Genomic DNA, 25,026 nt, shown 5'->3' on the forward strand with positions numbered 1-25,026 from the left:
CCGGCGCCCGGGCTCAGACCCGGTCGACGAGGTCCGCGATCGAGTCCAGGACCTGCGACGGCCGGTACGGGAAGTCCTCGACCTGTTCGGGCCGGGTCAGGCCGGTGAGCACCAGGAACGTCTCCATGCCGGCCTCCATGCCGGCCAGCACGTCGGTGTCCATGCGGTCGCCGATCATCGCGCTGGTCTCGGAGTGCGCCCCGATGGCGTTCAGCCCGGTCCGCATCATCAGCGGATTCGGCTTGCCCGCGAAGTACGGCTTCTTGCCGGTCGCCTGGGTGATCAGCGCGGCCACCGCGCCGGTCGCGGGCAGCGGCCCCTCGGTGGAGGGACCCGTCTCGTCAGGGTTGGTGCAGATGAAGCGGGCGCCGCCGAGGATGAGCCGCACCGCCTTCGTCATGGCCTCGAAGGAGTACGTGCGGGTCTCGCCGAGGACGACGTAGTCCGGCTCGTGGTCGGTCAGGATGTAGCCGATGTCGTGCAGCGCGGTGGTCAGGCCGGCTTCGCCGATGACGTACGCCGAACCGCCCGGCCGCTGGTCGTCCAGGAACTGGGCGGTGGCCAGGGCCGAGGTCCAGATGCTCTCGATCGGCACCTCCAGGCCCATGCGGCGCAGCCGGGCGTGCAGGTCGCGCGGGGTGTACATCGAGTTGTTGGTGAGGACCAGGAAGGGCTTCCCGGACTCGCGCAGCTTCTTCAGGAAGGCGTCGGCGCCGGGGATCGGAACGCCCTCGTGGATGAGCACACCGTCCATGTCGGTGAGCCACGACTCGATGGGCTTGCGGTCTGCCATGTGCGGGATCTCCTGCCGTACGCGGTCCAGCGTGCGACCCAGCCTAGACAGTGGCGGGATCTTGCGGAATGGCCCGCGTGCGGCGTCCCGACTGGCGGGACGCCCTGCTCAGCGGCGACGGCGGGCGACGAGCAGGATTCCGGCGCCGGTGAGCAGCAGGGCCGCGGCGGCGGCGACCTGCGTGCCGGTGCCCGTCCGGGCCAGTTCCTCCGCGAAGGGGAACCGGTCCTCGCGGGGCGGGACGGAGGCGTCGGGGTCGGTGTCGGGGCGGGTCTCCTTGCCGGTGTCCGGGCCGGTGTCGGTACCGGTCCCCGCGTCCCCGCCGTCGATCCCGAACCGGTAGTCGTTCGACTGCCCGACCCAGTCGCCGTCGTCGTCGTGCCGCTGCACCACCGCGGCGTTGGCCGTGACGTCGTTGGGCACGGCGTCCGAGGTGAGCGTGAGCCGCACCTTCACGGTGACGGTCCTGCCCGGCCCGACGGTGAACCCGGCGAACCGGTCCTCGTCGTCGGCGAACGCCCCGACGAGCTCGTCCTCGCCGGTCTTCTCGAACCGCACGGGGTGGGCCCGCGGCCCCTCGAAGAATTCGAGGCGCGGCTGGGACGGTTCCAGGGCGCGCTTGTCGTCGACGAGGACGACGACGGGGTGGATGCCGGTGCAGGTCCGGTCGGTCGTGTTGGTCAGGTCGACGTACCAGGTCCCGAACGCGCCCCCGGCCGTGTAGGAGTCCGGCCCGCCGTGGATGCGGGTGGTGAGCGGGAAGGTGTGGTCGTCGGGCGCGGCACACGCGGGCGCCGGGGCGTTCGCGCGCGCCGGATGAGCACCGGGGAGCAGGACGGCGGCCGCCGCTGCCGCCGCAAGGCAGAGATGAGCGGGCGTGCAGAGTCGCATGATGATGTGACATTCCGACCGCCGAGCGCCACGAGACTTCAAGGACGCGAACCGTCCCCGAACGGCGGCACGGATCCGCCCGGTCGGCGGACAGACCTACCTGCGCCCCAGGGCCTTCGCGCGCGTGTGGGCCCAGCCGGCGAGGAGGACGCCGACGGCGGTCAGGGCCGCGTAGGTCAGCAGCAGCGGGACGAAGCCGCCGGGCAGCCCTCCCAGCACCCCGCGCTCACTGTCGTCGATGAGGAGCCGCACGAGCCCCTGGACGCACACCGCCAGCAGCAGCATGCCGAGAACCTGAAAGACGTCGTACTTCATGGCCTTCCTTTCCGCGATAAGGGCGACGAGGGCTACGTTACGAACGTATCAATCGATGCGGGTGCTCGGGCCCTGTGCAGCTGGCAATCTTCTGCTTACGTCACACTTTCTCGACGCGCTACTGTGAAGAGGTGCGTGACGAAAAGAACCGGTCGTGCCGGGTCTGCGGCGCGGGGCTGGCCCGTCCGAGCCGGGGCCGTCCGGCCGTGTACTGCTCCAGGAGCTGTCAGGCCCGGGCGTACCGCAGGCGCAGGCAGCCGCTGCCCGAGCCGGGCACGCCGCCCGCGTCCCCGCCGACGGACGTCCGGGCGCGGCAGCGGCGCCGGATCGCCGAGGCGGTGTGGCGGATCGCGGCCGGGCAGGGCCTGGACGCGGCCAGCATGCGCAGGATCGCGGCGGAGGCGGGGGTGTCACTGCGGGTCGTGCAGTACCACTTCGACTCCAAGCACGCCCTCCTGGTGGACGCGCTGCGCCTGCTGCACGAGGAGAACGAGCGGCTGGCCCGGGCGCGCATCCCGCACGACATGACGGACCCGTGCGCGCTGCTGCGGGCGGTGCTGGACGAGTTCCTGCCGCTGGACGAGCAACGTGCTTTCGCGCTGCGCGTGTTCACGGCGTACTACGCGCGCAGCCTGACCGATCCGGAGCTCGCGGCGGTCTTTCTGGCGGCCGAACAGCCGCTGGAACACCTCGTCGCGGACATCATCGGGGCCGGCCAGGCGGCGGGGAGCACGGCCCCGGGCATCGACCGGGCACACGAGGCCGACCTGCTGGTGTCGGGAGCCGTCGGGCTGGGCCTGGACGTCGTACACGAACGCCGGTCCCTCGCGGGGGTGCGGAGGGTGCTGGAGTACCACCTGGCGAGGATCTTCCCCGCCGAAGCCGCCGGGCCCGGGCACGGGCATGTCCCCGGGCATCGACCGTCACCGCCGGCCGGAGAAAGGCCGGGCACCGGGCCCTGAGTGCCCGGGCCTCGATAACGGCCCCGGCACCAGCTCCGCTCCGCTCCCCGTCCTTCAGCCGCCCCCGCGTCCGAACACCGGTCCCAGCACCAGCTCGGCCGCGCCCCCGGCCACGGCCCCGCCGCCACCGGCCGCGACGCGCACCGGTACGGCGTCCTGGCCCGTGCGCCGGGCCCAGGCCTCCAGCACCGCGCCGACCCCGTCCGTGAAGGTCTCGGGGGCCGCCGCCACCGTCCGGCCGCCGAGCAGGACGACGTCGATGTCGAGCAGCCCGACGAGGTTCGCCGCTCCCGCCCCCAGGACCCGTGCCGCCTCCCGCAGATCACCGCGCTCCACCGCACCGAGGCACAGGGCTTCGACACAGCCCCGGTTCCCGCAGGTGCAGGGCGGGCCGTCGAGCTGGATCACCTGGTGGCCGAACTCCCCGGCTCCGGTCCGCGCGCCCCGGTGCACCCTGCCGCCGATCACCAGCCCTGCCCCCAGTCCCGTGCCGAGGTGCAGGTACGCGAAGGAGCCGCCCTGGCCCCCGGCGGCCAGGCCCAGTGCCGCCGCGTTGGTGTCCTTGTCGACCACGACCGGCACGCCGAGCCGCTCCGCCAGCGCCTCCCGCAACGGGAAGCCGTCCCACTCGGGAAACCCGGTCACCCGGTGCAGCACTCCCCGGCCGTGATCAAGCGGGCCGGGCAGTGCGACGCCCACGCCGAGCAGGGCGGGGCCCGGCCGGGATGCGTTGCCATCCCCACCCGGCCCGGCCGCCGGCACCCCGGCCACCGCCTCCCGCACCGCCCCCAGGACGGCCTCCGCCCCCGCCCCCAGGTCCAGTGCGGCCCGCCGCTCCCCGACCACCGTGCCCCGCAGGTCCACGAGCACGGCCCGCACCTCGTCCCGGTCCAGGTGGACCCCGACCGCGTGTCCGGCCTCCGGCACCAGCCGGAGTACCGTGCGCGGCTTGCCTCCGGTCGACGCCCGGCGCCCGGCCTCCGCCGCGAGGCCGTCCTCCCGCAGCCGGGCCGTGATCTTGCTGACCGCCTGCGGGGTGAGCCCGGTGCGCTCGGCGAGTTCGAGCCGGCTGATGCCCTCGTCCCCGGCCGCCCGCAACAGGTCGAGCACCAGCGCGGCGTTGTGGCTGCGCAGGGCGAGCAGGTTCACCCCGCCGCCGCCCGGCCCACCCGGGCCGACCGGGCCGGTCGGCCCCGACCCTCGCGTCCCGCGCATGCCGCCCACTCCGCCCGTACGGTCGTCCGCCCTGTTCACACGCCTATTGTCCCCGGCGCTTGCACTTTGGCAACAGCGTTGCGAAAGTGGGTGGCATGACTGGCACACCCCTCCGCGTCGGCCTCGTCGGCTACGGCCTCGCCGGCTCCGTCTTCCACGCCCCGCTGATCGCCGCCACGGAGGGCCTCGCCCTCGACACGGTGGTCACCTCGAACCCGGAGCGGCAGCAGCAGGCCCGCGCCGGGTTCCCGGACGTACGCCTCGCCGCCACACCCGACGAGCTGTTCGCCCGGGCCGCCGAGCTGGACCTGATCGTCGTGGCGTCCCCGAACAAGACGCACGTGCCGCTCGCGACGACCGCGCTGAAGGCCGGCCTGCCGGTCGTCGTCGACAAGCCCGTCGCGGGCACCGCGGCCGAGGCCCGCGAACTGGCCGCCCTGGCCGAGGAGCGCGAGCTGCTCCTCTCCGTCTTCCAGAACCGCCGCTGGGACAACGACTTCCTCACCCTGCGCAAGCTGCTGAACGAGGGCGAACTGGGCGACGTGTGGCGGTTCGAATCCCGCTTCGAGCGCTGGCGTCCGAAGCCGAAGGGCGGCTGGCGGGAGTCCGGCGACCCCACAGAGATCGGAGGTCTGCTCTACGACCTCGGCAGCCATGTCGTCGACCAGGCCCTGGTCCTGTTCGGCCCGGCGGCCTCCGTCTACGCGGAGACGGACATCCGCCGCCCGGGCGCCGAGACGGACGACGACACCTTCATCGCGATCACCCACGCCAACGGCGTCCGCTCCCACCTCTACGTCTCCGCGACGACCGCCCAACTCGGCCCCCGCTTCCGCGTCCTGGGCTCCTCCGCCGGTTACGTCAAGTACGGCCTCGACCCCCAGGAGGCGGCGCTCCGGGACGGCCTGCGCCCCGGCCCCGGCTGGGGTACGGAGGACGAGTCGCTGTGGGGCCGCGTCGGCTCCGGCGAGTCCCCGGTGACCGGCGGCGGCCGCCCCGAACCCACCCTCCCGGGCGACTACCCGGCTTACTATGCGGCCGTGGCGAAGGCCCTGCTGGAGGGCGCCCCGAACCCGGTGACCGCACGGGAGGCGGCCGCCGCCCTGGACGTACTGGAGGCCGCCCGTCGTTCGGCCCGCGAGAAGGTGACGGTGACGCTGTGACCCACAAGAGCAACCCCTCCCACAGCCAGGGGCTCACCCCGAAGTTCCACCCGGAGCTCACCCCGAGCCTGGAGGAGCTGGAGAAGCAGGAACGCCACCTGGTGTTCCGCCAGTTCACGTACGACGACGCCTGGGCGCTCGGCTCGCTCCTCGTCGAGCTGGCCCGGGAGCGGCAGGCCCCGGTCGCCATCGACATCCACCGCGCCGGCCAGCAGCTGTTCCATGCGGCCCTGCCGGGCTCCACCCCGGACAACGACGCCTGGATCGCCCGCAAGCGCCGCGTCGTCGAGCGCTACGGCTCCGCCTCCTACCTGGTGGGCGCCCGCTTCCGCGCCAAGGGCAGCACCTTCGAGGAGTCCTCGCGCCTCGACCCCGACACCTACGCGGCCCACGGCGGCTCGTTCCCGATCACCGTCGAGGGCGTGGGCGTGATCGGCGCGGTGACGGTGTCCGGGCTGCCGCAACTCCAGGACCACCGGCTGGTGGTGGAGGCGCTGGAGCGGTTCCTGGACCGCTGACCTTCGCTCCCGGGATGAGCCTGGAATGAGCGGGGACCCCCTCCGGTTGGCACCTGCGTACGCGTGATCCACAACGGCGCCCACCGGAGGACCCAACCCCATGACCACCCCCCTGAAGGACACCGTCGGCCGGTACGGCATCTGGAGCGTGGGCCTGCGCTCGGAGGACCCGGACCGGCGCGGCGAACTCGCCGAGGCCGCCGCCGAACTGGAGGAACTCGGCTACGGCGCCGTCTGGCTCGGCGGCAACAGCTCCGCCGCCAACGCCGCCCCGCTGATCGAGGCGACCTCGACGCTCACGGTCGGCACCAGCATCCAGAGCATCTGGCAGCACGAACCGGACGCCGCCGCCACAGCCTTCGCGGACCTGGAGTCGGCCCACCCCGGGCGATTCCTGCTGGGCCTCGGGGTCAGCCACGCCAAGCGCGTGGAGCAGTACGCCCGCCCCTACTCGGCGCTGGTCGGCCACCTCGACGGCCTGGACGCCGCGGGAGTTCCGGCGGAGCGCCGGCTCCTGGCCGCCCTGGGCCCGAAGTCGCTGCGGCTGGCCCGCGACCGGGCGGCGGGCTCGATCCCGTACCTGGTCACCCCGGAGCACACGGCGCACGCCCGCGAGATCCTGGGCGAAGCCCCGCTGCTGGCGCCGGAGCTGGGCGTCGTCCCGGAGACGGACCCGGTCCGCGCCCGCGCCCTGGCCCGCGAGTTCCTGGAGATCTACCTCCCCCTGCCGAACTACACCAACAACTTCCTCCGGCACGGCTTCACCGAGGACGACCTGGTGGACGGCGGCAGCGACCGCCTGGTCGACGCCCTGTTCGCCTGGGGCGACGACCAGGCGATCCGCACGAAGATCGACGCCTTCTTCGAGGCGGGCGCGGACCACGTCGCCCTCCAGATCCTGACCGGCGAGCCCCGCGACGCCCTCCCGAGGAAGGCGTGGCGCGACCTGGCTTCCGTACTGGCGTGAGGGGAGCGCCCCGAGGGGCGCGGGGAACTGCGCGACCGGCCACGGACGGCCCGCAGCCGGCAACGGACCGCAGTCCCCCGCCCCTCCCAGCGGAGCGCCTACGCGTCCTTGAACTCCTGCCGCTGCCGCCCGAGCCCCTCGATCTCCAGCTCCACGACATCCCCGGCCCGCAGGAACGGCTTCGGCTCGGGCGCGCCCAGGGCCACCCCCGCCGGTGTCCCGGTGTTGATGACATCGCCCGGGTAGAGCGTCATGAACTGGCTGAGGTACCGCACGACCTCCCCGACCGGGAAGATCTGCTCGGCCGTCGTCCCGTCCTGCTTGAGCTCCCCGTTGACCCAGAGCTTCAGGGACAGGTCCTGCGGGTCGCGTACCTCGTCCGCCGTGACGAGCCAGGGACCCAGCGGATTGAACGTCTCGCAGTTCTTCCCCTTGTCCCAGGTCCCGCCGCGCTCGATCTGGAACTCCCGCTCGGACACGTCGTGCGCCACGGCGTATCCGGCGACGTGCGCCAGCGCCTCCTCCGTGGACCCGAGGTACCTGGCCGTACGCCCGATGACGACGGCCAGTTCGACCTCCCAGTCGGTCTTGAGGGACCGGCGCGGCACGAGGACCGTGTCGTTCGGCCCGACGACGGTGTCCGGCGCCTTCATGAAGAGGACCGGCTCGGCGGGCGGCTCGGCGCCGGTCTCGCGCGCGTGGTCGTGGTAGTTCAGCCCGATGCAGACGATCTTGCCGATCCGCGCCAGCGGCGGCCCGATCCGCAGCCCGGTGGCGTCCAGGACGGGCAGGTCACCGGCGTCGGCGGCGGCCCGGACCCGGCCGAGTGCCTCCTCGTCGGCGAGCAGCGCGCCGTCGATGTCCGCGACGACGCCCGACAGGTCCCGCAGGGCCCCCTCGGCGTCGAGCAGCGCGGGCCGCTCCGCCCCCGCCGTACCGACTCGCAGCAGCTTCATGATCAGTCTCCCTCGATCGCGGGCGCCCGGCCGATGCGCGCGACCCGGATGCGGCGGGACAGCCATCGGAGGACTGGTCGATCCTCCAAGCTGGGCGGGCACTGCGCAATACCCCGTTCACGTACTGGACCCCGACCGCCCGGTCACCTGTACAGCACGGCCCGCTCGACGGCACTCCACGTCGTACTGGTCACGACGTACAGCGCGGCGGCCAGTGGCACGACGGCCACGGTGACCAGCGTGAAGAACGACATGAACGGCATCACCTTCGTCACCGCCCCCAGCCCGGGCAGCTGCTCCCCGCCGGCGGCCTGGGCGGCCGGGTTCGCGGCCATCATGCGCTTGCCGGTCCGGTAGCTGAACGCGGCGACGCAGGCCACGACCACGAACAGCCCGGCGTAGACGAGCCCCGCCCCGCTGAGGACACCGCCCTGAAGGGCGTCCGCCCAACGCTCCCCCAGCGGCGCCGCCAGCAGCTGGTGGCCGAGCAGGCCGTTGGGCTCACCGCCGATCGTGTCGCTGGAGAACAGGTGGTAGAGCAGGAAGAACGCGGGGATCTGGAGCATCCCGGGCAGGCAGCCGGCCAGGGGCGAGACCTTCTCCTCGGCGTGCAGCTCCAGCACGGCCTTCTGGAGCTTCTCGGGGTTCTTGCCATGCTTCTTCCGCAGCTCGGCGATCTTCGGCTGGAGCGCGGTGCGGGCCTTCTGACCGCGCGCGGCGGCCCGGGACAGGGGGTGGACGAGGAGGCGTACGAGCGCGGTGAACAGGACGATCGCGGCGGCCGCGGCCGAGGCGCCGAACAGCGGCTGGAGCAGGTCGGCGAGGTGCTCGACCAGGTTGGCGAAGACGGACATGGGTGAGCCCTCCGGGGGTCTCGTCGTGCCGGAACAGGTCATGGCGGCATGACGACCCGCGCGGGGTCACGTCAGGTGTGGTGAGGCCCGCACCCTGCTGTGGTTACGCCCCTACGCGACGGTCGCCCGGAGGGCGTGACCGGGTGCCCGGGGCCGGGTGCGCCCCCGGGCATCGGGATCGCGCTGGGGCAGGAAGGCCGTACGCCGGTCCCGGTCGCGGATGGCCGTACGCACCCGCGTGCGCGGCACGGTGGGCGCGCAGCGGGAGGCGACGACGGCGCAGAGCGCGAGGGCGGCGGAGGCCGCGGTGGTCGCGGCGAGGGCGACGGTGGCGGAGAGGCTGCCGGTGTCGAGCAGCGCCACCTCGACGAGCAGGAAGAGCAGCGCGAGGGCGGGACGCAGCGTCGCCCAGCTCCGGTTCATCGGCTGCCTCCCCTCGTACATGTGTATGCCCTGTTGTTCGTTATACAGGATGGCTCTCCCGCCCGGGCCCCCGACTTCGTACACGGGTTTGAGAAAGGTTCGTCAGAACTCTCGACAACCCACCCGCCACACCCGATGCTTCTCGTCACCAACCACGGGGACACCCCTGTGACGCCGGGCCGGGGACCGGCGTCTGCCCCCATCTCCCTTACGGAGGAGCCGTGATCCGACGCAGGAGTCTGCTGGCAGCAGCAGGCGGTACGTTCCTCGGCAGCGCCCTGGCGACGGGCACCGCGCACGCGGACGCCACGATCGCCGTCAACCCGTCGACGACGTACGGCACCTGGGAGGGCTGGGGCACCTCCCTCGCCTGGTGGGCCAACGTCTTCGGCGCCCGGGACGACTTCGCCGACCTGTTCTTCACCACCAAGTCCGTCACGTACAACGGCCGTTCCCTCCCCGGCCTGGGGCTCAACATCGCCCGCTACAACCTCGGCGCGTGCAGCTGGAACAGCGTCGGCGGCGAGACGATGGTGAAGTCGCCCAACATCCCCGCCTTCAAGCAGATCGAGGGCTTCTGGCAGGACTGGAGCAACGAGGACCCCACCTCCTCGGCGTGGAAGTGGACGGCGGACGCCAACCAGCGCGCGATGCTGGTGAAGGCCACCCAGCGCGGTGCGATCAGTGAGCTCTTCGCCAACTCCCCGATGTGGTGGATGTGCAGCAACCACAACCCCTCGGGCGCGGCGGGCGGCGGCAACAACCTCCAGACCTGGAACTACCGCCAGCACGCGAGCCACTTGGCGGCGACGGCCCTCTACGCGAAGAACAACTGGGGCGTGAACTTCGCGACGGTAGACCCCTTCAACGAGCCGGCCTCCACCTGGTGGACCGCGACCGGCACCCAGGAGGGCTGCCACATGGACCCCGCGGTCCAGGCCGCCGTCCTCCCGTACATGCGCAGCGAGTTGGACAAGCGTGGCCTGACGAACCTCCGCATCGCGGCCTCGGACGAGACGAACTACGACACGGCCCGCTCCACCTGGTCGTCCTTCAACGCGACGACCAAGGGCCTGGTCTCCCAGGTCAACGTGCACGGCTACCAGGGCTCGGGCGGCCGCCGCGACCTCCTCTACACGGACGTGGTGACCACCTCCCGCAAGAAGCTGTGGAACTCCGAGACGGGCGACAGCGACGGCACCGGCCTGACCATGGCCTCGAACCTCTGCCTCGACTTCCGCTGGCTGCACCCCACGGCCTGGTGCTACTGGCAGGTGATGGACCCGTCGTCGGGCTGGGCGATGATCGCCTACGACGCCGGCACCCTCCAGCCGACCACCGTCCAGACCAAGCACTACGTGATGGCCCAGTTCAGCCGCCACATCCGCCCCGGCATGACGATCGTGAGCACGGGCGTGGACTACGCGGTGGCCGCGTACGACGCGACGGCCCGCCGCCTGGTGATCGTCGCGGTGAACACCTCCACCTCAGCCCAGACCCTCACCTTCGACCTCTCCCGCTTCTCGACGGTCACGGGCGGCTCCGGAGGCCTGGTCCCCCGCTGGAACACGGTCACGACGGGCGGCGGCGACCTCTACACGGCCCGCTCGGACATCCGCCTGTCAGGCAAATCGGTAAGCGTCCCCTTCACTGCCAAATCAGTCCAAACCCTGCAGATAGACGGCGTGACGCTGTAAGTCCGCGGCGGCGGTTCGGGGCGAATCGTGAAGCCTGGGGGGCGAGCATGGGGAGTCCGGAGGCCGGGTGGTCTGGCCTGCGCATCTCTCACGCTCGTCACCTCCCGGCAGTACGGTGTCCCCCATGCGCCCCGACACGCCTGCCGAAAACGTCGACCACACCGCCGAGGCGGCACGCCTGGAGCGGACCGCCGGCCTGTATCCCGAGGACGCCGAGGCCCTGCTGCTGCGGGCAGCGGCCCACCTGGAACTCTCCGGCGACCGCCCCACCGCGACCACGCTCTACGACCGCCTGCTGTCCTCCCCCGACGGCCTGGAGAACCCCCACCTGGTACGGGCGCTCAAGGCCTCCAACCTCTGGGAGTACGGCCACGAGGCCGAGGCCCGCGCGATCATCGAGGGCGTCCGGGTGGCGTCCCCCAGCGACCCGGCGCCCTGGGTGATCGTGGCGGAGTCCCTGGAATCCCACGACGAGCTGGAAGCGGCCCACGACACGTTCACGGCGGCCGTGCAGCACCTCCTGAGCAACGTCGAGGAGCCCCCCTACGCCACCCACCCCCTCCTCTTCGGCCGCCACCGCGTACGGCGCATGCTGGGCAGGTCCCACGACGAGTGGGACGCCCTGGCGGACACCGTCCACTCCCTCCCGATCACCCTGGACGAACTCCACGACCCCAAGCGGGTCTGGTCCCTGGGCTCGGAGAACCCGGCCGAACTGGAGGCGGAGATCCTCCGCCTCCGAGCAGAGCTGGGCGCCTACCGGGAGGCCCTCTCCCGCCCCTTCCCGGTAGCGGTCCTGCACTGGCCGGCGACGGAACTCACGGAACTCCTGGAGGCGTATCCGGCGCTCACGACGGAGTACCCGACCCACGAGGAACACCTCGCGACCATAGAGACGGCCCTACGCGAACTGTCCGCCTCCGGCACGCCCAACCTGGGCATCGTCACCGGCACGGTCCCGTCCTACGAGGCGTTCGCAGCTTCGGAGCTCTCGTCCCCGGACGACACGACCCTCCTCCCCCAGTACGCGACGACCCTGGCGGCACGGGGACGGGCAGTGGCGTGGCCCCCGCAGCAGGGGGCGGCTTGCTGGTGCGGGTCGGGCAGGGCGTATGGCCAGTGCCACGGCAGCGCCGCCTGAGACTCCACGTACCCCTGCGGGTCGTCGCTGAGCCAACCCGGCGTGCGCGGAACCGCTGACGCGCCCGTCACGCCGGGCACCTGCACATCGCACCAGAGCGCCGCCCACCCTGGCCCCCGCTTCCCCGGGCCGCCCGCTCGCTTCTCTCCCGTGCTGGAGCGGCCCGGGTCAAGGGTGGCCCGCAGGGCCATCGGCGCAGCCGACGCGGAACGCAGCGCAGCGGAGTGGGAGCGCCCTTGAGGCGGGGCGCGGAGGCACGAGACTGGCCAGGAAGCGGGCGGTCTCAACAGTGATGTGAACTCGTCCCATGGTCGGACTACCCTCTGCCGTGTGTCCGAAGATCCTACGTGGGAAGCGCCGGCTGGTTCCTGGGCTTCATCCGCAGCCCGCCGCCGCAATATGCAGGCGATCCGCAGCCGCGACACAAAGCCCGAGAAGCTGATCCGACGGCTGGTTCATGCCCAAGGCCTGCGCTTCCGCGTTGCCGCCCGCCCCTTGCCGGATCTTCGGCGAACAGCAGACATGGTGTTCCGTCCAGCCAAGGTGGCCGTCTTCATCGATGGCTGCTACTGGCACGGATGTCCTGAGCACTACATCCCTCCAAGGACGAACCCTGGCTACTGGTCAGAGAAAGTTCTGCGCAACGTGGCACGTGATCGTGACACTGACCAGCGACTCAGGGAGGCAGGGTGGCTCGTTCTCCGATTCTGGGAGCACGAGCCGGCAGAAGAATGCTCGCTCGCAGTCTGCAAGGCGGTAGCGGACCGCAAGGCACGGCAGTCCAGGGCTCCACGTTGATGTGAGGAGATGGCCCCCGCAGCGGATCCCACTTCACTGATACAAGAGCTCCGGGCCACACGACCGCATCGCTCCCCTACGCTGTTTCCAGCGATTACAGCGGTATGGGCGCCTTCTTGAGGGCAGGCTGTCTGGCTGTGCTCGCGTTGATGCCTAGCGGCGTGGGCACATCACCACGACCGTGCAGAACACTGGGGGGCAGGGTGGCGGTGGAGCGCACGAACCGCGACGTCCGGACGCTGATCACGCAGATCGCGGCAGGGGAGATCATGCTCCCGGAGATCCAGCGCGGATACGTATGGAAAGCATCGCAGGTCGCCAGACTCATCGAGTCGCTATATCGCGGATATCCGGCTGGCTCCTTGCTCTTCTGGAAGACCGGCCAACTCGCCGAAACCCGGGGAGCAGCGATTGGCGTGCCTCAGGCCCTGCCGAGGGTTCTTCCTCTCTACCTCTTGGATGGCCAGCAGAGGCTCACCTCACTCTTCCGCGTCCTCACCGACCACCCAGACGCCCAAGTGGTCTTCAATATCGAAACTGAGGCCTTTCAGAACCAAAGTGCCGCCACACGGCGCAACAGGAAGTGGATTAAGGTTTACGACGTTGTTGGACCTGACGCCGATGTCTTCGCGATCCACGGGGAACTGAAGGATGCCGGGCTAGCTATCCCGGATCCTGAAATCGGGCGGCGGTTGAGCGCGCTTCAGAAGATCACCCAGCGTGACTTCCACATGGAAGTCCTGCATGACTTCGAATACGAGGAAGTCGCCGACATCTTCGTCCGCGTGAACAGCGGCGGCCGGGCCCTCAAGACCACAGACCTCGCGCTCGCAACGCTATCCGCGCGTACACCTGGCTTCTTGGGGCAGCTAGAAGCCGAATCCGCCCGCTGGTCCGAGCGCGGGTACGGGGCCCTTGATGTCAACTTCCTCATCAAGGCGCTGACCTTGAGTTTGTCGACCACTGGCAAACGTCTAGCCTCTGTTGCCAAGCTAACCGCTGCTAGCCAAGAAACGGTCGAAGCAGGATGGGGAACGGTTCGTCGAGGAATTGCGCGTGTCGTACCTCTACTTGAAGACCGGCTCCTAATCCCAACTACGGCTCTAGTTCCATCGCTTGCCGCGCTCCACCCCCTGATTCTTCACTACGGGCGGCATGAAGAAGGCGCAGCAATTTCCTCGGACGTGGAGAACGGACTCCTCTACTGGTTTCTGGCCGCTACAGCGCGCAACCGATACGGAGGTGCTTCAGATACGGCGCTCACGCAGGACATCAGAGCGCTGGACGATCAAAATCCTGTCGCAGCGCTGCTCAACAACCTTGGGATACGCGCAAACGGAATTTCGATTACCTCTGAAGATCTGGCCGGACGAAACCACCAGAGCCCTTACCTGCTGTTCTGTTATCTCGCAGCAGCCCACGCTGGTGCCACTGACTGGTGGGATGGCGGACCCATCTCAGGGGGTGTCGACAGGTCTGGTAAGCCTCAGTACAGCCTTGTACATCCGGCCACAAAGCTCCGCAACCACAGCGCCAAGTACTCGTCGGCGGAGATCAACGAACTCGCCAACATCGTTTTTGTCTCTGAGCAGACGGCGAAGAACATCATTGACGGTCGTAGCCCGGCCGCCTACCTGCAGAGCGTCAGCCTCAGCGACCGGGCCGCACATGCGATCCCAGGCGACCCTGCGGTCCATGGCCCCGAGGGGTACCGGGGCTTCTTGGCTGCCCGGAGAGCACTGCTAGCCGAACGGATCACAGCCCTCCTCAACCAATTCCGGCCTGAATTCCTGACCAAGGACGCGGTGGCAACCAAGGGCGGAACAGCGAACTCACTCGTGCTCGCGGGGTACAGCGGAGCCGGCCGGAGCGTGCTGGTCGCACAAGCGGTAGCCGCCGGACAGAAGTGGATCGGCTGGATCGACCCCTCGGACCTGGAGTCAGCACTCGACGCGGCAGCGACCGGCCTCGCCAGCGACGTGCCGGTCGGTGACGAAACCGCACCGCTGCGCGTTGACGACGAGAACGGTGTGACCTTCGGCCTCGGCCCGTTCGTTGTCCTGGGTTCACTCGATCAGTGGCGGACCGCGGTCAAGGATGCCTTCGAAGCATCTCAACCATTGACGGAGTGCCCTGAGCCTAGCGACGACCATTGGGCTGCGGAGCCAAAGGAGTTCCTGCTCTCCGACGCTGGGATGCGGAAAGCGTCCTAGGAAGCAGACACCCCCCTGAGCACCGCAGGCGCGGCTTCAGTCAGCATCGGCACAATGCTTGGGATGCCTGGCACAGGTACATCAGGGGGTATGTCGAGTCTGCACGACTGCCAGCGCCCCCGGGAAGTGCGGTCCGAGGGAACATGGTCCGCTATCCAGTGCTTCGGCACCGCTGCTACGGCCGTGACCTCCAGATCAGCCGTGAGCCGGACCGTCACGAGTTCCCAGTTCGGGTCACGCAACATGGTCTCGTATTCGTTGCGCGAGATGTACACCGTAAGCCGGCCTACACGCAGCGTCGTTTTCACTTCCAGGTGGGCGGAGCGCTGATGGGCATCCACGAAAATGTCATAACCGTAGCCGTCAGACCACGCCGCGACATGCTCCACCCGACCGTCTGCTGATTCAGACAGCAACTCAAGTAGCGCGAGTTCACCAGCCGAGCCGATCCGGGAGCGCTCCTCGGTATCCACCTTTCCCCAGATGGAACTTACCTGCGCGTAGGCCACTTCATGAGTCAGCCCCAGCGTCTCTGCCGCACGCAAGGCGTCTTCGGGGAGTTCGTCAGGCCTGCGGATGAGCACGTCGGCATCTCGGAGCCAGGGCACTCCGCTATGTTCCATCGCAGCGTCGAAAATTCTGCAATGCAGTGGGATGCTACTGCTTGTCTCGCCCAGGAGTCCGGTGTCTTTGATCCAGGCGTACGCGGCGTCGTACTGTGTTGGCGTGATGTCGCTGTAATCGCTGTGCGTAGTGAAAAGAGCGCGGGAGCGGGCGGCTCCGCTGGCTGGAAGCTTCTCGAGCCAGCGGACCGCTGCACGCAAGACCGGATCAGGCGGCACGGGCACGGAGATGACCCATCAGCGCCTGAAGATCCCTGTGGTCCAGGCCACCCCCGACTGCCGGCTCCTCCTCAAGATCGGCCAATTGATGGACCGCCGGATCATCGAGAATCCCGCCCATGAACTTCAGCTTGTCACCGAGCCGTTGATCGACGATCTCGTCAATTGTGCCCTCCGATGCGAGCACCGTGACCCGAGTTTCCGTCTCTGGAGTGAGACCCAGGCGGTGGATGCGGTCAAGGCTCTGCAAGAAGCGGCCAGCCGCGAAGTCACGATCCACGTACACGGCGTCGTGGCAGTGATGGTGCAGACTGATGCCCTCACCGAGGGTTCCTGGGTTGGACAAGAGGACCATGCAGTCAGGGTCATGCCGGAACCGCTTGATCGCCTTTTCCCTATCGGCGTCAGGCATCGCGCCACAGACCAGAGCGGGCGAAAACTCGCTGAGCATGCGTTCCAGCGTGTTGAGGCTCCGCACGAAGGTCGACCAAACGAGCGTCTTACGTCCCTGAGCCGCATTCCGGCCGACGATCGCGAGGACCTCACGGTACTTCGGAGACATCTCGTAACTCGGAAGGTCACGCATCAGCTCGAAGAGCGGTGTGCCCTCGGGAACAGAGAGCGGAGGTACCTGATACGACAGCGGCTCATGACGTGTCGTACCCACAGCGAGAAGCGCCGGGCTAGTCGCTGCCATCAGCATGTAGACGATCACCTTGCCGAGAGCGAGGAACTCACTCTCCGAACCAGCGGCACGGGCGGAGAACCGCCCCACGAGTGCCTCGTACACCTCCTGATGGAGGGGCGGCATCGGTACGGGTGTCATATACGTAGACACCGGCGGCAGCCCTAGCTCGGCCTTGGTGGTGCGAGTAAAAAGAGGGCGCAGAACTTGGCTCGCCTTAGCGAGATCTCCACCGGCCACGGCCTGGATCACCTTCTGGCGTCCGTGGCCAGGCCACACGAAACCGAAGAGATTCTCCAAATCCTTGACACCATTCGGAGCCGGCGTCCCGGTAAGGATCAACCGGTGTCTGCTGCGGGGCCCGAGAGCCAGGCAGGCGGCGCCGTCCGTTCCGTCGGCTCCACGCTTCATTCGATGAGCTTCATCGAGCAGCAGCATCGACGGCCGCGCAGCCAGCCATTGGCCGAGCTCGTTGACGACCCCGTCCTGACGAAGCCGCTCGTAGTTCACGATGAGCGCGTCCGCCGCCGGATCGGCAACCTTGGAGAACACGTCCATGCTCAGGGGCTCAGCCAGGCACTGATGATTCTCGTACTTCCACGACTCGTAGCAGGATTTGGGCCCAACGATAAGAAGCCGCTCAAGGCCGTTGCTACGCCGGAGAGCCTGGAAAACCCCGAGGCCTACACGAGTCTTCCCAGCGCCGGGCACAGAAAAGTTGGCCCCGTGACGTAGGGACAGCAGTTTCGCAATGTCTCGCCGTTGGAACCCGGTAAGATCCGCGGTCCAGCCGGGGCCGAGCAATCCGTCGACTTCCTCAGGACGAACCTCTCCGTCTGAAACACCTGCCCGGTCTAGGCGTCTGGCGACGGTCTGGGCGTCGGCAGCGGAGTCTCTGGCCAGTGCCGCTAGCTGCGGATCCCAGACAACGCTCCTAGGTTCGGGCCAAGTAGCAAGGGCAACCAGGTTTGTCAGGAGGTCGTCAATCTCGATCTCCATGGTCCCTGGGGAGCGCTGCACACTGCTCTGGAAACGAAGAGCGAGGCGCCGCAGCTCTCCCTCAAAGTCTGCGCCAGCTCGAAGCCGGGCACGCGTCACGCCATCTCCGAAGCCGATCTCCAGGCTGGCCGCGGAAGACTCTTCCGGCATCAGCTCTCCCGCGTGGCGTCGAGCAGCCAGGCGACGCCGTCGCCAGGGGAGGAGAAAGTACGGCCTGCCTGCTTCGCAAGGCGGGCAAGACTGGCCTTCAAGGTGAGCAACGCATCGTCAAAGGCGTCCTCGTCGAGTGCGCGCTTTGCCCTTGCTTCGGCGAACTCCGCAGCACATTGATTGACGTAGTCGGCAGCATCGGTGAGGCGGGCCGGGACAGCGACCTGGCGCTTCTGCAGTTCGGCGTTCGCGCCAGCCATCTTCACGGCGACATCGAAGGTCTTACGCGCCGACTTGATGAGTGCATCGGCCTGCCTCACCGCCGCAGCACCGAGCTTGTCACCAGCCTGCGCGGTCGCCTTCGCCTGGAGCAGGGCATCCGTGAGGGCACGGGTGGTCTTTACCGCTGCGGTGGCATCCGGGATCGCTACACCTTCAAGTCCAGGAATTGACACGGAGGCGGACTCCTGGACCCCAGGCCTTAGTTCGTCAGGCAGGCGCTCGTCGAGGTAGCGGCTGTGGAAGTCAGACTCTGCGAGGCGCACGGTTGTCTTCGCGTAGTTGAGTACGACCATGGCCAGACGCGATTCTTTGAGCTGCTCGGCGGCGTCGGGATCAGTCGTGGCGAGCTTGGTGTAGTCGCGGTGAAGTTCGCGGAGCTTCTCCTGATGGTCCTCGAAGTCCACTAGCCGCAGCAGGGCACCGCTATCGGTGTGGCTTCGTTCGATCGCATCTTTGATCAACTGGTAGACCCAGCGGTCCTGCTGAAGTGTGGTCCTCTTGATGTTGAAGTCGCGAGCCACGTCTTCCTCGCGACGGCCGTCCGAAAGCTCTTCTTCGATCGCGATCAGTCGGTTGATGTACGAGTACTCGCGGCGCTTGTCGCGGCGCAGCTGAAGAGCGAGCTCAACGTTGTTGATATCGCGTCGGGACGTATCCGCCGGGAGCACCCCCACCCGGATGTCCCTGATGCCCAGATCCTTCAGCGCGGCACAGCGGGTGTTCCCATCGACCAGGATGCCGTCTGGGCTGATGATCCCTGGCTCTCGCTGACCCATGTCGTCCAGCTCATCCTGCAACGCTAGGTAGTCAGGGTCCGTCTGGTTGGGATTTGACGGCCGGCAACGCAGCAGGTCATGCAGATACGTTTGCCCGGCCTCACTCCACGGCTCTTCCTCCAGCACCCGGTTGCGCTCAGGTTCCAGGGTGCGCTGTGCCCGAATGCGGTGGGTGTCGGGGTTGAAGTAGAGCATGTCGACCGGCATAGAGATCACATGCAGGTGCTTCTGCTCACCGCGCCACTCCACGGTCACCTTCGGACCGTCCTCGGCCATGGCTTGTTTCAGTCGCTCGTCCACCAGCGAGCGAATCTTCTCACCCTCGGGTGGAACGCCGAACTTCACAGCCATAGCCAGAGCCTCCCCGGAACAGACGTAGCGTGCCTCAGCATCATCGCAGGCTTCGCTGACAGGAGGCGTGCCGATAATCCACAATCAACGTCTCGATCAACGGAGGACGGAGCACGAAGTGACACTGCCCGCTTGGAACGACCCTGACCTGAAGGCAGGAACTATGGTCCGCGGGGCGCTCTGGCTCGTCCAGGTGGTCGGCGAGGGGAACACCTTCAACAAGGAGCAGATCCGCGAAGCGTTCCCCGGCATCGCTCAGGCGGACCGGCGCATGCGCGATCTTCGCAGCTTCGGCTGGGTCATGCTCACCACCACCGAGGACGCGACCCTCACCGCTGAGGACCAGCGCTTCGTGAAGACCGGAGTCCCTGTCTGGGACCCTGCGGCGCGGCGCGCGGCAACACCGCAGAAGGCCGTCTCCAACAGGGAGCGGCAGGCTGTCATGGCCCGGGATCACTACATGTGCACCATCTGCGGCATCTCTGGGGGAGAGTCCTACTACGACGACTCAAATCAGACCGCAGTGCTATCCGTTGTCCGGCGCCAGACGGTACTGCCCGACGGCAGGGAGGAAACGCTACTGACAACGGAGTGCAAGCGGTGCCGCTCAGGTTCGGATGGGAGCACTGCACGCGCGGATGACGCGTTGGCTGAGGTCAAGCGACTCGACGCCGGGGAGCAGCGTCGCCTGCTCCGGTGGATGGAACGGGGGCGTCGCGGAACTACACCGCTGGAGCGGGCTTGGAACACTTACCGACGATTGCCGGCCGACGCCCGGGATGAGCTGCGGTCGGCCATCCAAGGCTGACGCACCTTGCGGCGCCAGCGCCGCCAAGTATGGCCCTCGTCCAGAGAGGTCCCGAGTAGCCGTAGACTTCACTGGCCTGTGCAGCTCTGCGTGCCGACCACCCCCTTCGCCGACAACATGCGGCTAGGGTGCTGGTCCACATCGAGTTGGAAACTTGTTACGTCTGCGGGGCCGAGTAATACGGTGCCCTTGTGCCGGCTTCGGCCGGCGCACTTGGAAGGAGATCGCGATGTCGGCGGCGGAGCGCAAGCAGAGACTCGAAGTCGTCGAGATCTGCGCTGGCGCCGGCGGGCAGTCCTTCGGACTCCATCGTGCCGGGTTTACCCATCGGCTCGCCGTTGAGTTGGACGTACATGCGGCTCACACGCTGGAGCAAAACCTCCGTCGCTTGCTCAAGGAGGACGGCGTTGAGGTACCAGATGACTTGGTGAAGGTCGGCGACGTTGCGGATCCTGCCGTATGGGACCCGGATGCCTTCAAGGAGGGCGAAATCGCCCTACTGGCAGGCGGCGTGCCCTGCCCTCCCTTCAGCATCGCGGGAAAGCAACTGGGGTCAAGCGACGAGCGCGATCTCTTCGCATGGGCTATCGAACTGTGCGGCCGGATGAGGCCCAAAGCTCTACTCCTGGAGAACGTACGCGGACTTAGCGCGAATCGATTCTCCGGGTACAGGCAGGCCGTTCTCGATAAGCTGCATGACTTTGGCTATATCGCATTCTGGAAGCTACTCAACGCCTCGGACTACGGCGTTCCGCAACTGCGGCCTCGTTTCGTTCTCGTTGCACTTCTCCCTGAATACGCGAAATACTTCCAGTGGCCGCAGGGGCGCCCTGGAGAAGCTCCTACTGTGGGCGAAGTCCTCGTTGACCTCATGGGCGAGAACGGTTGGAGCGACGAGGCAGTTGAGGCCTGGGCGGTAAAAGCTAACAAGATCGCCCCGACCATCGTTGGCGGTTCGAAGAAACACGGCGGGGCCGACCTCGGCCCGACCCGGGCAAAGAGAGCCTGGGCCGAACTGGGGGTCGATGCCATGGGTGTGGCCAACCACGCGCCCACGGCAGACTTCAAGCCCACCAAGGGTGCTACAGGTCCAAAACTAACAACCAAAATGGTTGCTAGACTTCAGGGCTGGCACGAGGAATTCTCCGACTGGGAATTTTTGGGCCTTAAAACTTCGGTGTACCGACAGATCGGCAATGCCTTCCCTCCGCCTGTCGCAAAGGCGCTCGGTGAAGCCATTAGGGATGCGCTCCTGAAGAACGGCGAACCACTCCCTCTCGTGGAGACTTCCAGCACCATCCACGACCCTGTGTACAAGCTTCTGCGGCAGCAGACTCGGCCTCTTACCGCCGAGCAGATCATTGCGAAGCTCGCCAAAAACGGCGTGACCATGGAGCAACCCGAAGTAGAGCGACGCCTCAACCACTTGGGCCACGACTTCGAATTGCAGAAAACGGAACGCAAGTCCGGCGAACTCGCTTACAGCTTGGGGCAGTTCAAAGCGTTCGTAGGCCAGGACGACCATCAACGCCATGACTTGTTCACCCAGCACCGCACAAAGATCAGCTGACGTTGTCGGCGCTTCGGCCTCGCAGAATTCATCTTCTGATCTGCAGCCGCACCAACCGGCGCCCCATCGCCCTCCACAGATGGGCAGCGCAATTGGTACTGTCTCACTGCGTGCCTGACCTGCTTGGGGCTAGAGGCGACCAGAGGCCCCGCCCTTCCGCGGATGCAGCCGCGGGATACGAGGGCGAGGCCCCTGGCTTCGGTGGTGTGGGCCCTGGCTGATCACTCAGCTGGGGCCCGCGCGCGTCAGGACCGCATGCCCTGCTCGTAGATCCACGCGATCACGAGGAATGCTTCGCATGCCGCCGAGACCCGTGCGGACGAAACGTGCGGTCGCACTCGGTCCTTCCACCGATCTCCAAGCCAGGTAGCCAGCTTCAAGACCGGTCTCCCTTCTAGCCCGAGGGCCATACTGCGGGGATCGCCCCGCCGCGCGGAGGCCGCCTGTCATGCCTCCAGCTGGAAGGCACAATGCGCGTCCCGCGAAGGGGAAGGACACCTCTCCGTGCAGGAGGTGGCGCATGCCATCAGCACAAATGGCTCACCTCACACCCCACCCTCCTACTCACGCCCACTGACCTCCCACCTCCGCAGTAAGGATTCTGCCGGACGTCGCCGAACGCCGTCGGCCCGTTGTCCGGTGAGGCCGACGGTACACTAGTTGACGCCGTCACCGCTACGAGTGAACGGGCAGTCGAACAGGCAAGCCAGACAGGAGGGTTGCGATGGCGGACGAGCGCCCCGTGCGGCGGTCATCGAAGGTGAAGGTCGCCGAATTTCTGGCGGCTGTGGGTGAGGGCAAGGTCTTCACAAAGCTCCAGCTTTTCGAGGGCGTTCCCGGTGTGGCTCAGGCAGACCGGCGCATGCGGGACCTGCGGGAGCTGGGCTGGAAGATCGACAACTACAAGACCGACCCGCGTCTGCAGCCTGACGAATATCGGCTGACGCAGATCGGCACCCGCATCGACCTCGGAGAACAGCCGAGGGAAAGCCCTCGGCCACGGATCTCTGCCGCTCGTCGGCGGGAAGCCCTGGTAGGGGCCGACTTCGCATGCCAGACGTGCGGCATGCGGGCCGCCGAGCTCTACCCGGACGAAGACCAGACAGCAGTGCTCAGCGTCCACCTCATCGATCCGACCCCGCCCGTGGACACTGACCTGTCTAACCTCCGCGTGGAGTGCCAACGGTGCTATGCGGGAATCCGCGGCGGCACTGCGGCACCAACCACCCCGCAGGACGTCCTGACACGGGCGTCCAGGCTTAGCAGCCGCGAAGAGAAGCGCCGGTTGTACCGGCTAATGCAATCAGGCCGGCCAGAGCGAGACGAGGTTGACCTAGTCTTTGGTGAATGGCTACGGCTCGGGCGAGAGGACCGAGTGGACGTCATGCTGAAGCTTGCGGGGGCACTGATCGAGGACGACTGATGTGGGCCCGGACTGATTGCCGCCTACGGCAGAGCAGTTGGGACCGATCAAACTTCTGGCGTTGCAGAAACAACGACGTCGAACTGGCTATGGGTCGGCAAGGAACCACTGGTGACAGCCAACCCCGCTTCCACCGCTGGAGTGACGTCCAGCAACGGATAATCTGCCCCCATGATTCGCGCAGTCGTGTTCGACGTCGGTGAGTGCCTCGTGGACGAGACCCGGGAGTACGGCACTTGGGCCGACTGGCTCGGCGTGCCGAGGCACACCTTTCATGCGATGTTCGGGGCCGTCATCGCCCAGGGCCGTGACTACCGGGAGACCTTCCAGGAGTTCCGGCCCGGGTTCGATCTGTACGCCGAGCGGGAGAAGCGGGCCGCTGCCGGGCAGCCGGAGAGCTTCGGGGAAGACGACCTGTACAGCGATGTCCGGCCCGCCCTCCGACAGCTCCGGGCCGCCGGGCTGTGGCTTGGAATCGCCGGGAACCAGACCGTACGGGCCGGTGGCATTCTGCGGGAGCTGTTCTCCGATGACGTCGACCTGATCGGTACGTCCGACGACTGGGGCGCCAGTAAGCCCGACCCTGAGTTCTTCAAACGCGTGACCGCTGCCGTGCCCTTCGAGGCCGGTGAGATTCTGTACGTCGGTGACCGGTGCGACAACGACATCGCACCGGCCAGGCAGGCCGGGATGCGTACCGCGCTGGTGCATCGCGGACCGTGGGCCGGCATTCAGTGGAACAGCACCGAAGCCAAGGAGCTGCCGACCTTCCGTATCGAGACCCTCACCGAGCTTGCCTCCAGGGTGGACGAGTTCAACGCCTCAACGCGCTGAGGGTCGTCGCCCAGTCGTACAGGCGGTCGTCGAGGTCACGAACACAGCCCTCGTGCTGGTGTGGAGACAATGCGCGTCGGACTTCGCGCACTCGGTCCATGCCGGTGGCGTACCACGTGAGAGCCAGCTGATCGAGTGCCTTGCCCGCGTACTCGCAGGCCGCTTCCGGACTGCCCGAGGCCGCCTCGACCGCCGCCAAGTCCCCGTACACGACAATTCGTTGCTTCTCCTCGCCCGGCGTCATGGCTTCAAGGGCCTGGAGGAGCGCAGCCCGGGCTTGCGGGAGGTGGCCGGCGAGCAGCTGGGTGTTTCCCTTGAAGGCTGCGAGCCGCGCCGGGGAGAACCAGTCCATCCACGGCGGTGACGGGTGCTCGTTGCCGGCCTCCAGGACGTCCTCGGCGTGGGTGATCAGGTTCAGCGCGGTTCGGGTGTTGCCACACCTGGTCTCGCACTCGGCCTCCACTGCGTCCAGCCAAGCGAGGAACTCGGCGGAGGCAGGGGCGCGGCGGGCGTAGGTCCGGGCCGCGATCATCCGCTCCTGCGCTCCTTCCTGATCACCCACCCAGCCCGGAATGAATGCCATGTGCGCGATGATGGCCGAACCGAGCAAGGCGTGGTCGGCCTCGCCCGCCGCTTGCAGGGCGAGGAGAAGCGTGTCGTGCGCGGTGGCGGGTTCGGAGAGGTCGAAGAACTCGATCCGGCCGGCCAGGAGGTATGTCTCGGCGAGGGCGGCGGCGATCGTGCGTCGGGTGGAGTCCGACGTTTCCGGCAGCAGGGCACAGCCGAGCGTCGCGTGTGCCACGACGGCCGGGTGCAGTGTGGTCGGTGCGACGGACCAGTAGAGCCGACGGTGGGAACGGGTGACTGCCTCGAAATCCGCTCCGGCGGTCTCCGGGTGCGAGGCGGCTGCGGCACGGCCTGCTCCGATCGCCAGACCCGGTGTCGGCGCCACTCCGGCGAACCGCCTGCGCCCGGCGTCGTCGGGCACCGTTCCTTCCGCGCCCCACGGAGGCGTGAAGCCGAGGGTCTCCAAGCTCTGGCCGAGCAGGTGTACCAGCACGCGCTGACAGTCCGGTTGAGGCCACGGTGGATTGTCGGACTCCCAGCGCCGGACCTGCCGCGCCCCGATGGACAGGCCTCTCATGCCCATGTCCTTCGCATGCTCCGTGAGCGCGTCGGCCAGGTCCTGCTGCGAGTTGAAGCCGGCGGCCACCCGAGCAGCCTTGAGTCGCACGTTGCCTGTGGGCCTTGGCATGAGCCACCTCCTCCTGCTGTCTGCGGCTCATACCTTCCCACGTGAGTCCCCTACAGGACATCGACTCCACCCCAAGTGGGCATCCAGGCCCTCTTTTTGTCCTGTCAACGGCCTTTGGAAGTCCTCGAATAGGCAGGTCGCTTGG

23 protein-coding genes are annotated in these 25,026 nt (G+C 67.8%); 12 read left to right on the top strand and 11 right to left on the bottom strand.

Features of this window, described 5'->3' with window-relative positions; genetic code table 11:
- Positions 1 to 13 precede the first annotated feature (13 nt).
- From OO68_RS11090 to OO68_RS11100, 3 genes are all read right to left on the bottom strand, one after another.
- The gene (locus OO68_RS11090) at positions 14 to 793 is read right to left on the bottom strand and encodes an HAD-IIA family hydrolase (protein ID WP_033308109.1); all 780 of its coding nucleotides are present in this window, start codon (positions 791 to 793) and stop codon (positions 14 to 16) included.
- Between the two features lie 108 nt (positions 794 to 901).
- Positions 902 to 1,684, bottom strand: coding sequence for an LPXTG cell wall anchor domain-containing protein (locus OO68_RS11095; protein WP_033308110.1), 783 nt, complete (start codon positions 1,682 to 1,684; stop codon positions 902 to 904).
- 96 nt (positions 1,685 to 1,780) lie between these two features.
- Entirely contained in the window at positions 1,781 to 1,999 is a 219-nt protein-coding gene (locus tag OO68_RS11100) for a hypothetical protein (protein ID WP_033308111.1), read from the bottom strand.
- Between the two features lie 131 nt (positions 2,000 to 2,130).
- On the opposite strand from OO68_RS11100, the gene OO68_RS11105 reads away from it, so the two are divergent.
- The gene (locus OO68_RS11105; protein WP_245236943.1) at positions 2,131 to 2,961 is read left to right on the top strand and encodes a TetR/AcrR family transcriptional regulator; all 831 of its coding nucleotides are present in this window, start codon (positions 2,131 to 2,133) and stop codon (positions 2,959 to 2,961) included.
- Between the two features lie 54 nt (positions 2,962 to 3,015).
- Here the strand turns inward: OO68_RS11105 and OO68_RS11110 are convergent, their stop codons facing one another.
- A complete protein-coding gene (locus OO68_RS11110; RefSeq protein WP_033308112.1) occupies positions 3,016 to 4,176 on the bottom strand; it encodes an ROK family transcriptional regulator in 1,161 nt (386 codons plus the stop codon).
- A 95-nt stretch (positions 4,177 to 4,271) separates the two neighbouring features.
- Between OO68_RS11110 and OO68_RS11115 the strand changes: the two genes are divergently transcribed.
- The 3 genes from OO68_RS11115 to OO68_RS11125 all read left to right on the top strand — a co-directional run bounded on the left by OO68_RS11115 (position 4,272) and on the right by OO68_RS11125 (position 6,824).
- The gene (locus tag OO68_RS11115; RefSeq protein ID WP_033308113.1) at positions 4,272 to 5,339 is read left to right on the top strand and encodes a Gfo/Idh/MocA family oxidoreductase; all 1,068 of its coding nucleotides are present in this window, start codon (positions 4,272 to 4,274) and stop codon (positions 5,337 to 5,339) included.
- Entirely contained in the window at positions 5,336 to 5,857 is a 522-nt protein-coding gene (locus tag OO68_RS11120) for a heme-degrading domain-containing protein (RefSeq protein WP_033308114.1), read from the top strand. The genes OO68_RS11115 and OO68_RS11120 overlap by 4 nt, the downstream gene beginning before the upstream one ends.
- 100 nt (positions 5,858 to 5,957) lie before the next feature.
- Complete coding sequence (locus tag OO68_RS11125) at positions 5,958 to 6,824, top strand: LLM class F420-dependent oxidoreductase (protein WP_033308115.1); 867 nt, start codon at positions 5,958 to 5,960, stop codon at positions 6,822 to 6,824.
- A 98-nt stretch (positions 6,825 to 6,922) separates the two neighbouring features.
- Here the strand turns inward: OO68_RS11125 and OO68_RS11130 are convergent, their stop codons facing one another.
- From OO68_RS11130 to OO68_RS11140, 3 genes are all read right to left on the bottom strand, one after another.
- Complete coding sequence (locus tag OO68_RS11130) at positions 6,923 to 7,780, bottom strand: fumarylacetoacetate hydrolase family protein (RefSeq protein WP_033308116.1); 858 nt, start codon at positions 7,778 to 7,780, stop codon at positions 6,923 to 6,925.
- 143 nt (positions 7,781 to 7,923) lie between these two features.
- Positions 7,924 to 8,634: a YidC/Oxa1 family membrane protein insertase gene (locus tag OO68_RS11135; protein ID WP_033308117.1), complete on the bottom strand. Its 711-nt coding sequence runs from the start codon at positions 8,632 to 8,634 to the stop codon at positions 7,924 to 7,926.
- A 111-nt stretch (positions 8,635 to 8,745) separates the two neighbouring features.
- Entirely contained in the window at positions 8,746 to 9,057 is a 312-nt protein-coding gene (locus OO68_RS11140) for a DUF6412 domain-containing protein (protein WP_033308118.1), read from the bottom strand.
- A gap of 221 nt (positions 9,058 to 9,278) precedes the next feature.
- On the opposite strand from OO68_RS11140, the gene OO68_RS11145 reads away from it, so the two are divergent.
- The 4 genes from OO68_RS11145 to OO68_RS11155 all read left to right on the top strand — a co-directional run bounded on the left by OO68_RS11145 (position 9,279) and on the right by OO68_RS11155 (position 14,906).
- A complete protein-coding gene (locus OO68_RS11145; protein ID WP_033308119.1) occupies positions 9,279 to 10,754 on the top strand; it encodes a glycoside hydrolase in 1,476 nt (491 codons plus the stop codon).
- 124 nt (positions 10,755 to 10,878) lie between these two features.
- Positions 10,879 to 11,895: an SEC-C domain-containing protein gene (locus OO68_RS11150; RefSeq protein ID WP_033308120.1), complete on the top strand. Its 1,017-nt coding sequence runs from the start codon at positions 10,879 to 10,881 to the stop codon at positions 11,893 to 11,895.
- 399 nt (positions 11,896 to 12,294) lie between these two features.
- Positions 12,295 to 12,693, top strand: a complete 399-nt coding sequence (locus OO68_RS43900; protein WP_245236947.1) for a very short patch repair endonuclease — start codon at positions 12,295 to 12,297, stop codon at positions 12,691 to 12,693.
- Positions 12,694 to 12,902: 209 nt separating this feature from the next.
- Positions 12,903 to 14,906: a GmrSD restriction endonuclease domain-containing protein gene (locus OO68_RS11155; RefSeq protein ID WP_033308121.1), complete on the top strand. Its 2,004-nt coding sequence runs from the start codon at positions 12,903 to 12,905 to the stop codon at positions 14,904 to 14,906.
- On the opposite strand, the gene OO68_RS11160 is transcribed toward OO68_RS11155, so the two are convergent.
- Genes OO68_RS11160 through OO68_RS11170 form a run of 3 tightly spaced genes read right to left on the bottom strand, consistent with a single transcriptional unit; the run spans position 14,903 to position 18,991 of the window.
- Positions 14,903 to 15,754, bottom strand: a complete 852-nt coding sequence (locus OO68_RS11160; protein ID WP_078625251.1) for a protein NO VEIN domain-containing protein — start codon at positions 15,752 to 15,754, stop codon at positions 14,903 to 14,905. The two genes, OO68_RS11155 and OO68_RS11160, sit on opposite strands and share 4 nt — an antisense overlap.
- Positions 15,738 to 17,582 (bottom strand): DEAD/DEAH box helicase, encoded by a 1,845-nt coding sequence (locus OO68_RS11165; RefSeq protein WP_033308123.1) that lies wholly within the window; start codon positions 17,580 to 17,582, stop codon positions 15,738 to 15,740. The genes OO68_RS11160 and OO68_RS11165 overlap by 17 nt, the downstream gene beginning before the upstream one ends.
- Positions 17,582 to 18,991, bottom strand: coding sequence for a hypothetical protein (locus OO68_RS11170; RefSeq protein ID WP_033308124.1), 1,410 nt, complete (start codon positions 18,989 to 18,991; stop codon positions 17,582 to 17,584). Before OO68_RS11170 ends, OO68_RS11165 begins: the two co-directional genes overlap by 1 nt.
- A 118-nt stretch (positions 18,992 to 19,109) precedes the next feature.
- On the opposite strand from OO68_RS11170, the gene OO68_RS11175 reads away from it, so the two are divergent.
- From OO68_RS11175 to OO68_RS11190, 4 genes are all read left to right on the top strand, one after another.
- On the top strand, positions 19,110 to 19,799 hold the full coding sequence (locus tag OO68_RS11175; protein WP_033308125.1) for a KpnI family restriction enzyme N-terminal domain-containing protein: 690 nt from the start codon (positions 19,110 to 19,112) through the stop codon (positions 19,797 to 19,799).
- A gap of 229 nt (positions 19,800 to 20,028) precedes the next feature.
- Complete coding sequence (locus OO68_RS11180; RefSeq protein WP_033308126.1) at positions 20,029 to 21,369, top strand: DNA cytosine methyltransferase; 1,341 nt, start codon at positions 20,029 to 20,031, stop codon at positions 21,367 to 21,369.
- 724 nt (positions 21,370 to 22,093) lie between these two features.
- The gene (locus tag OO68_RS43050; RefSeq protein ID WP_051814587.1) at positions 22,094 to 22,792 is read left to right on the top strand and encodes a KpnI family restriction enzyme N-terminal domain-containing protein; all 699 of its coding nucleotides are present in this window, start codon (positions 22,094 to 22,096) and stop codon (positions 22,790 to 22,792) included.
- A gap of 171 nt (positions 22,793 to 22,963) precedes the next feature.
- Complete coding sequence (locus OO68_RS11190) at positions 22,964 to 23,626, top strand: HAD family hydrolase (protein ID WP_033308127.1); 663 nt, start codon at positions 22,964 to 22,966, stop codon at positions 23,624 to 23,626.
- On the opposite strand, the gene OO68_RS11195 is transcribed toward OO68_RS11190, so the two are convergent.
- A complete protein-coding gene (locus tag OO68_RS11195) occupies positions 23,607 to 24,881 on the bottom strand; it encodes an NsdA family TPR-like regulatory protein (protein ID WP_033308128.1) in 1,275 nt (424 codons plus the stop codon). The genes OO68_RS11190 and OO68_RS11195 overlap by 20 nt on opposite strands.
- Positions 24,882 to 25,026: the final 145 nt, after the last annotated feature.

Source organism: Streptomyces iakyrus (genome assembly GCF_000717055.1).
Taxonomy (GTDB): domain Bacteria; phylum Actinomycetota; class Actinomycetes; order Streptomycetales; family Streptomycetaceae; genus Streptomyces; species Streptomyces iakyrus.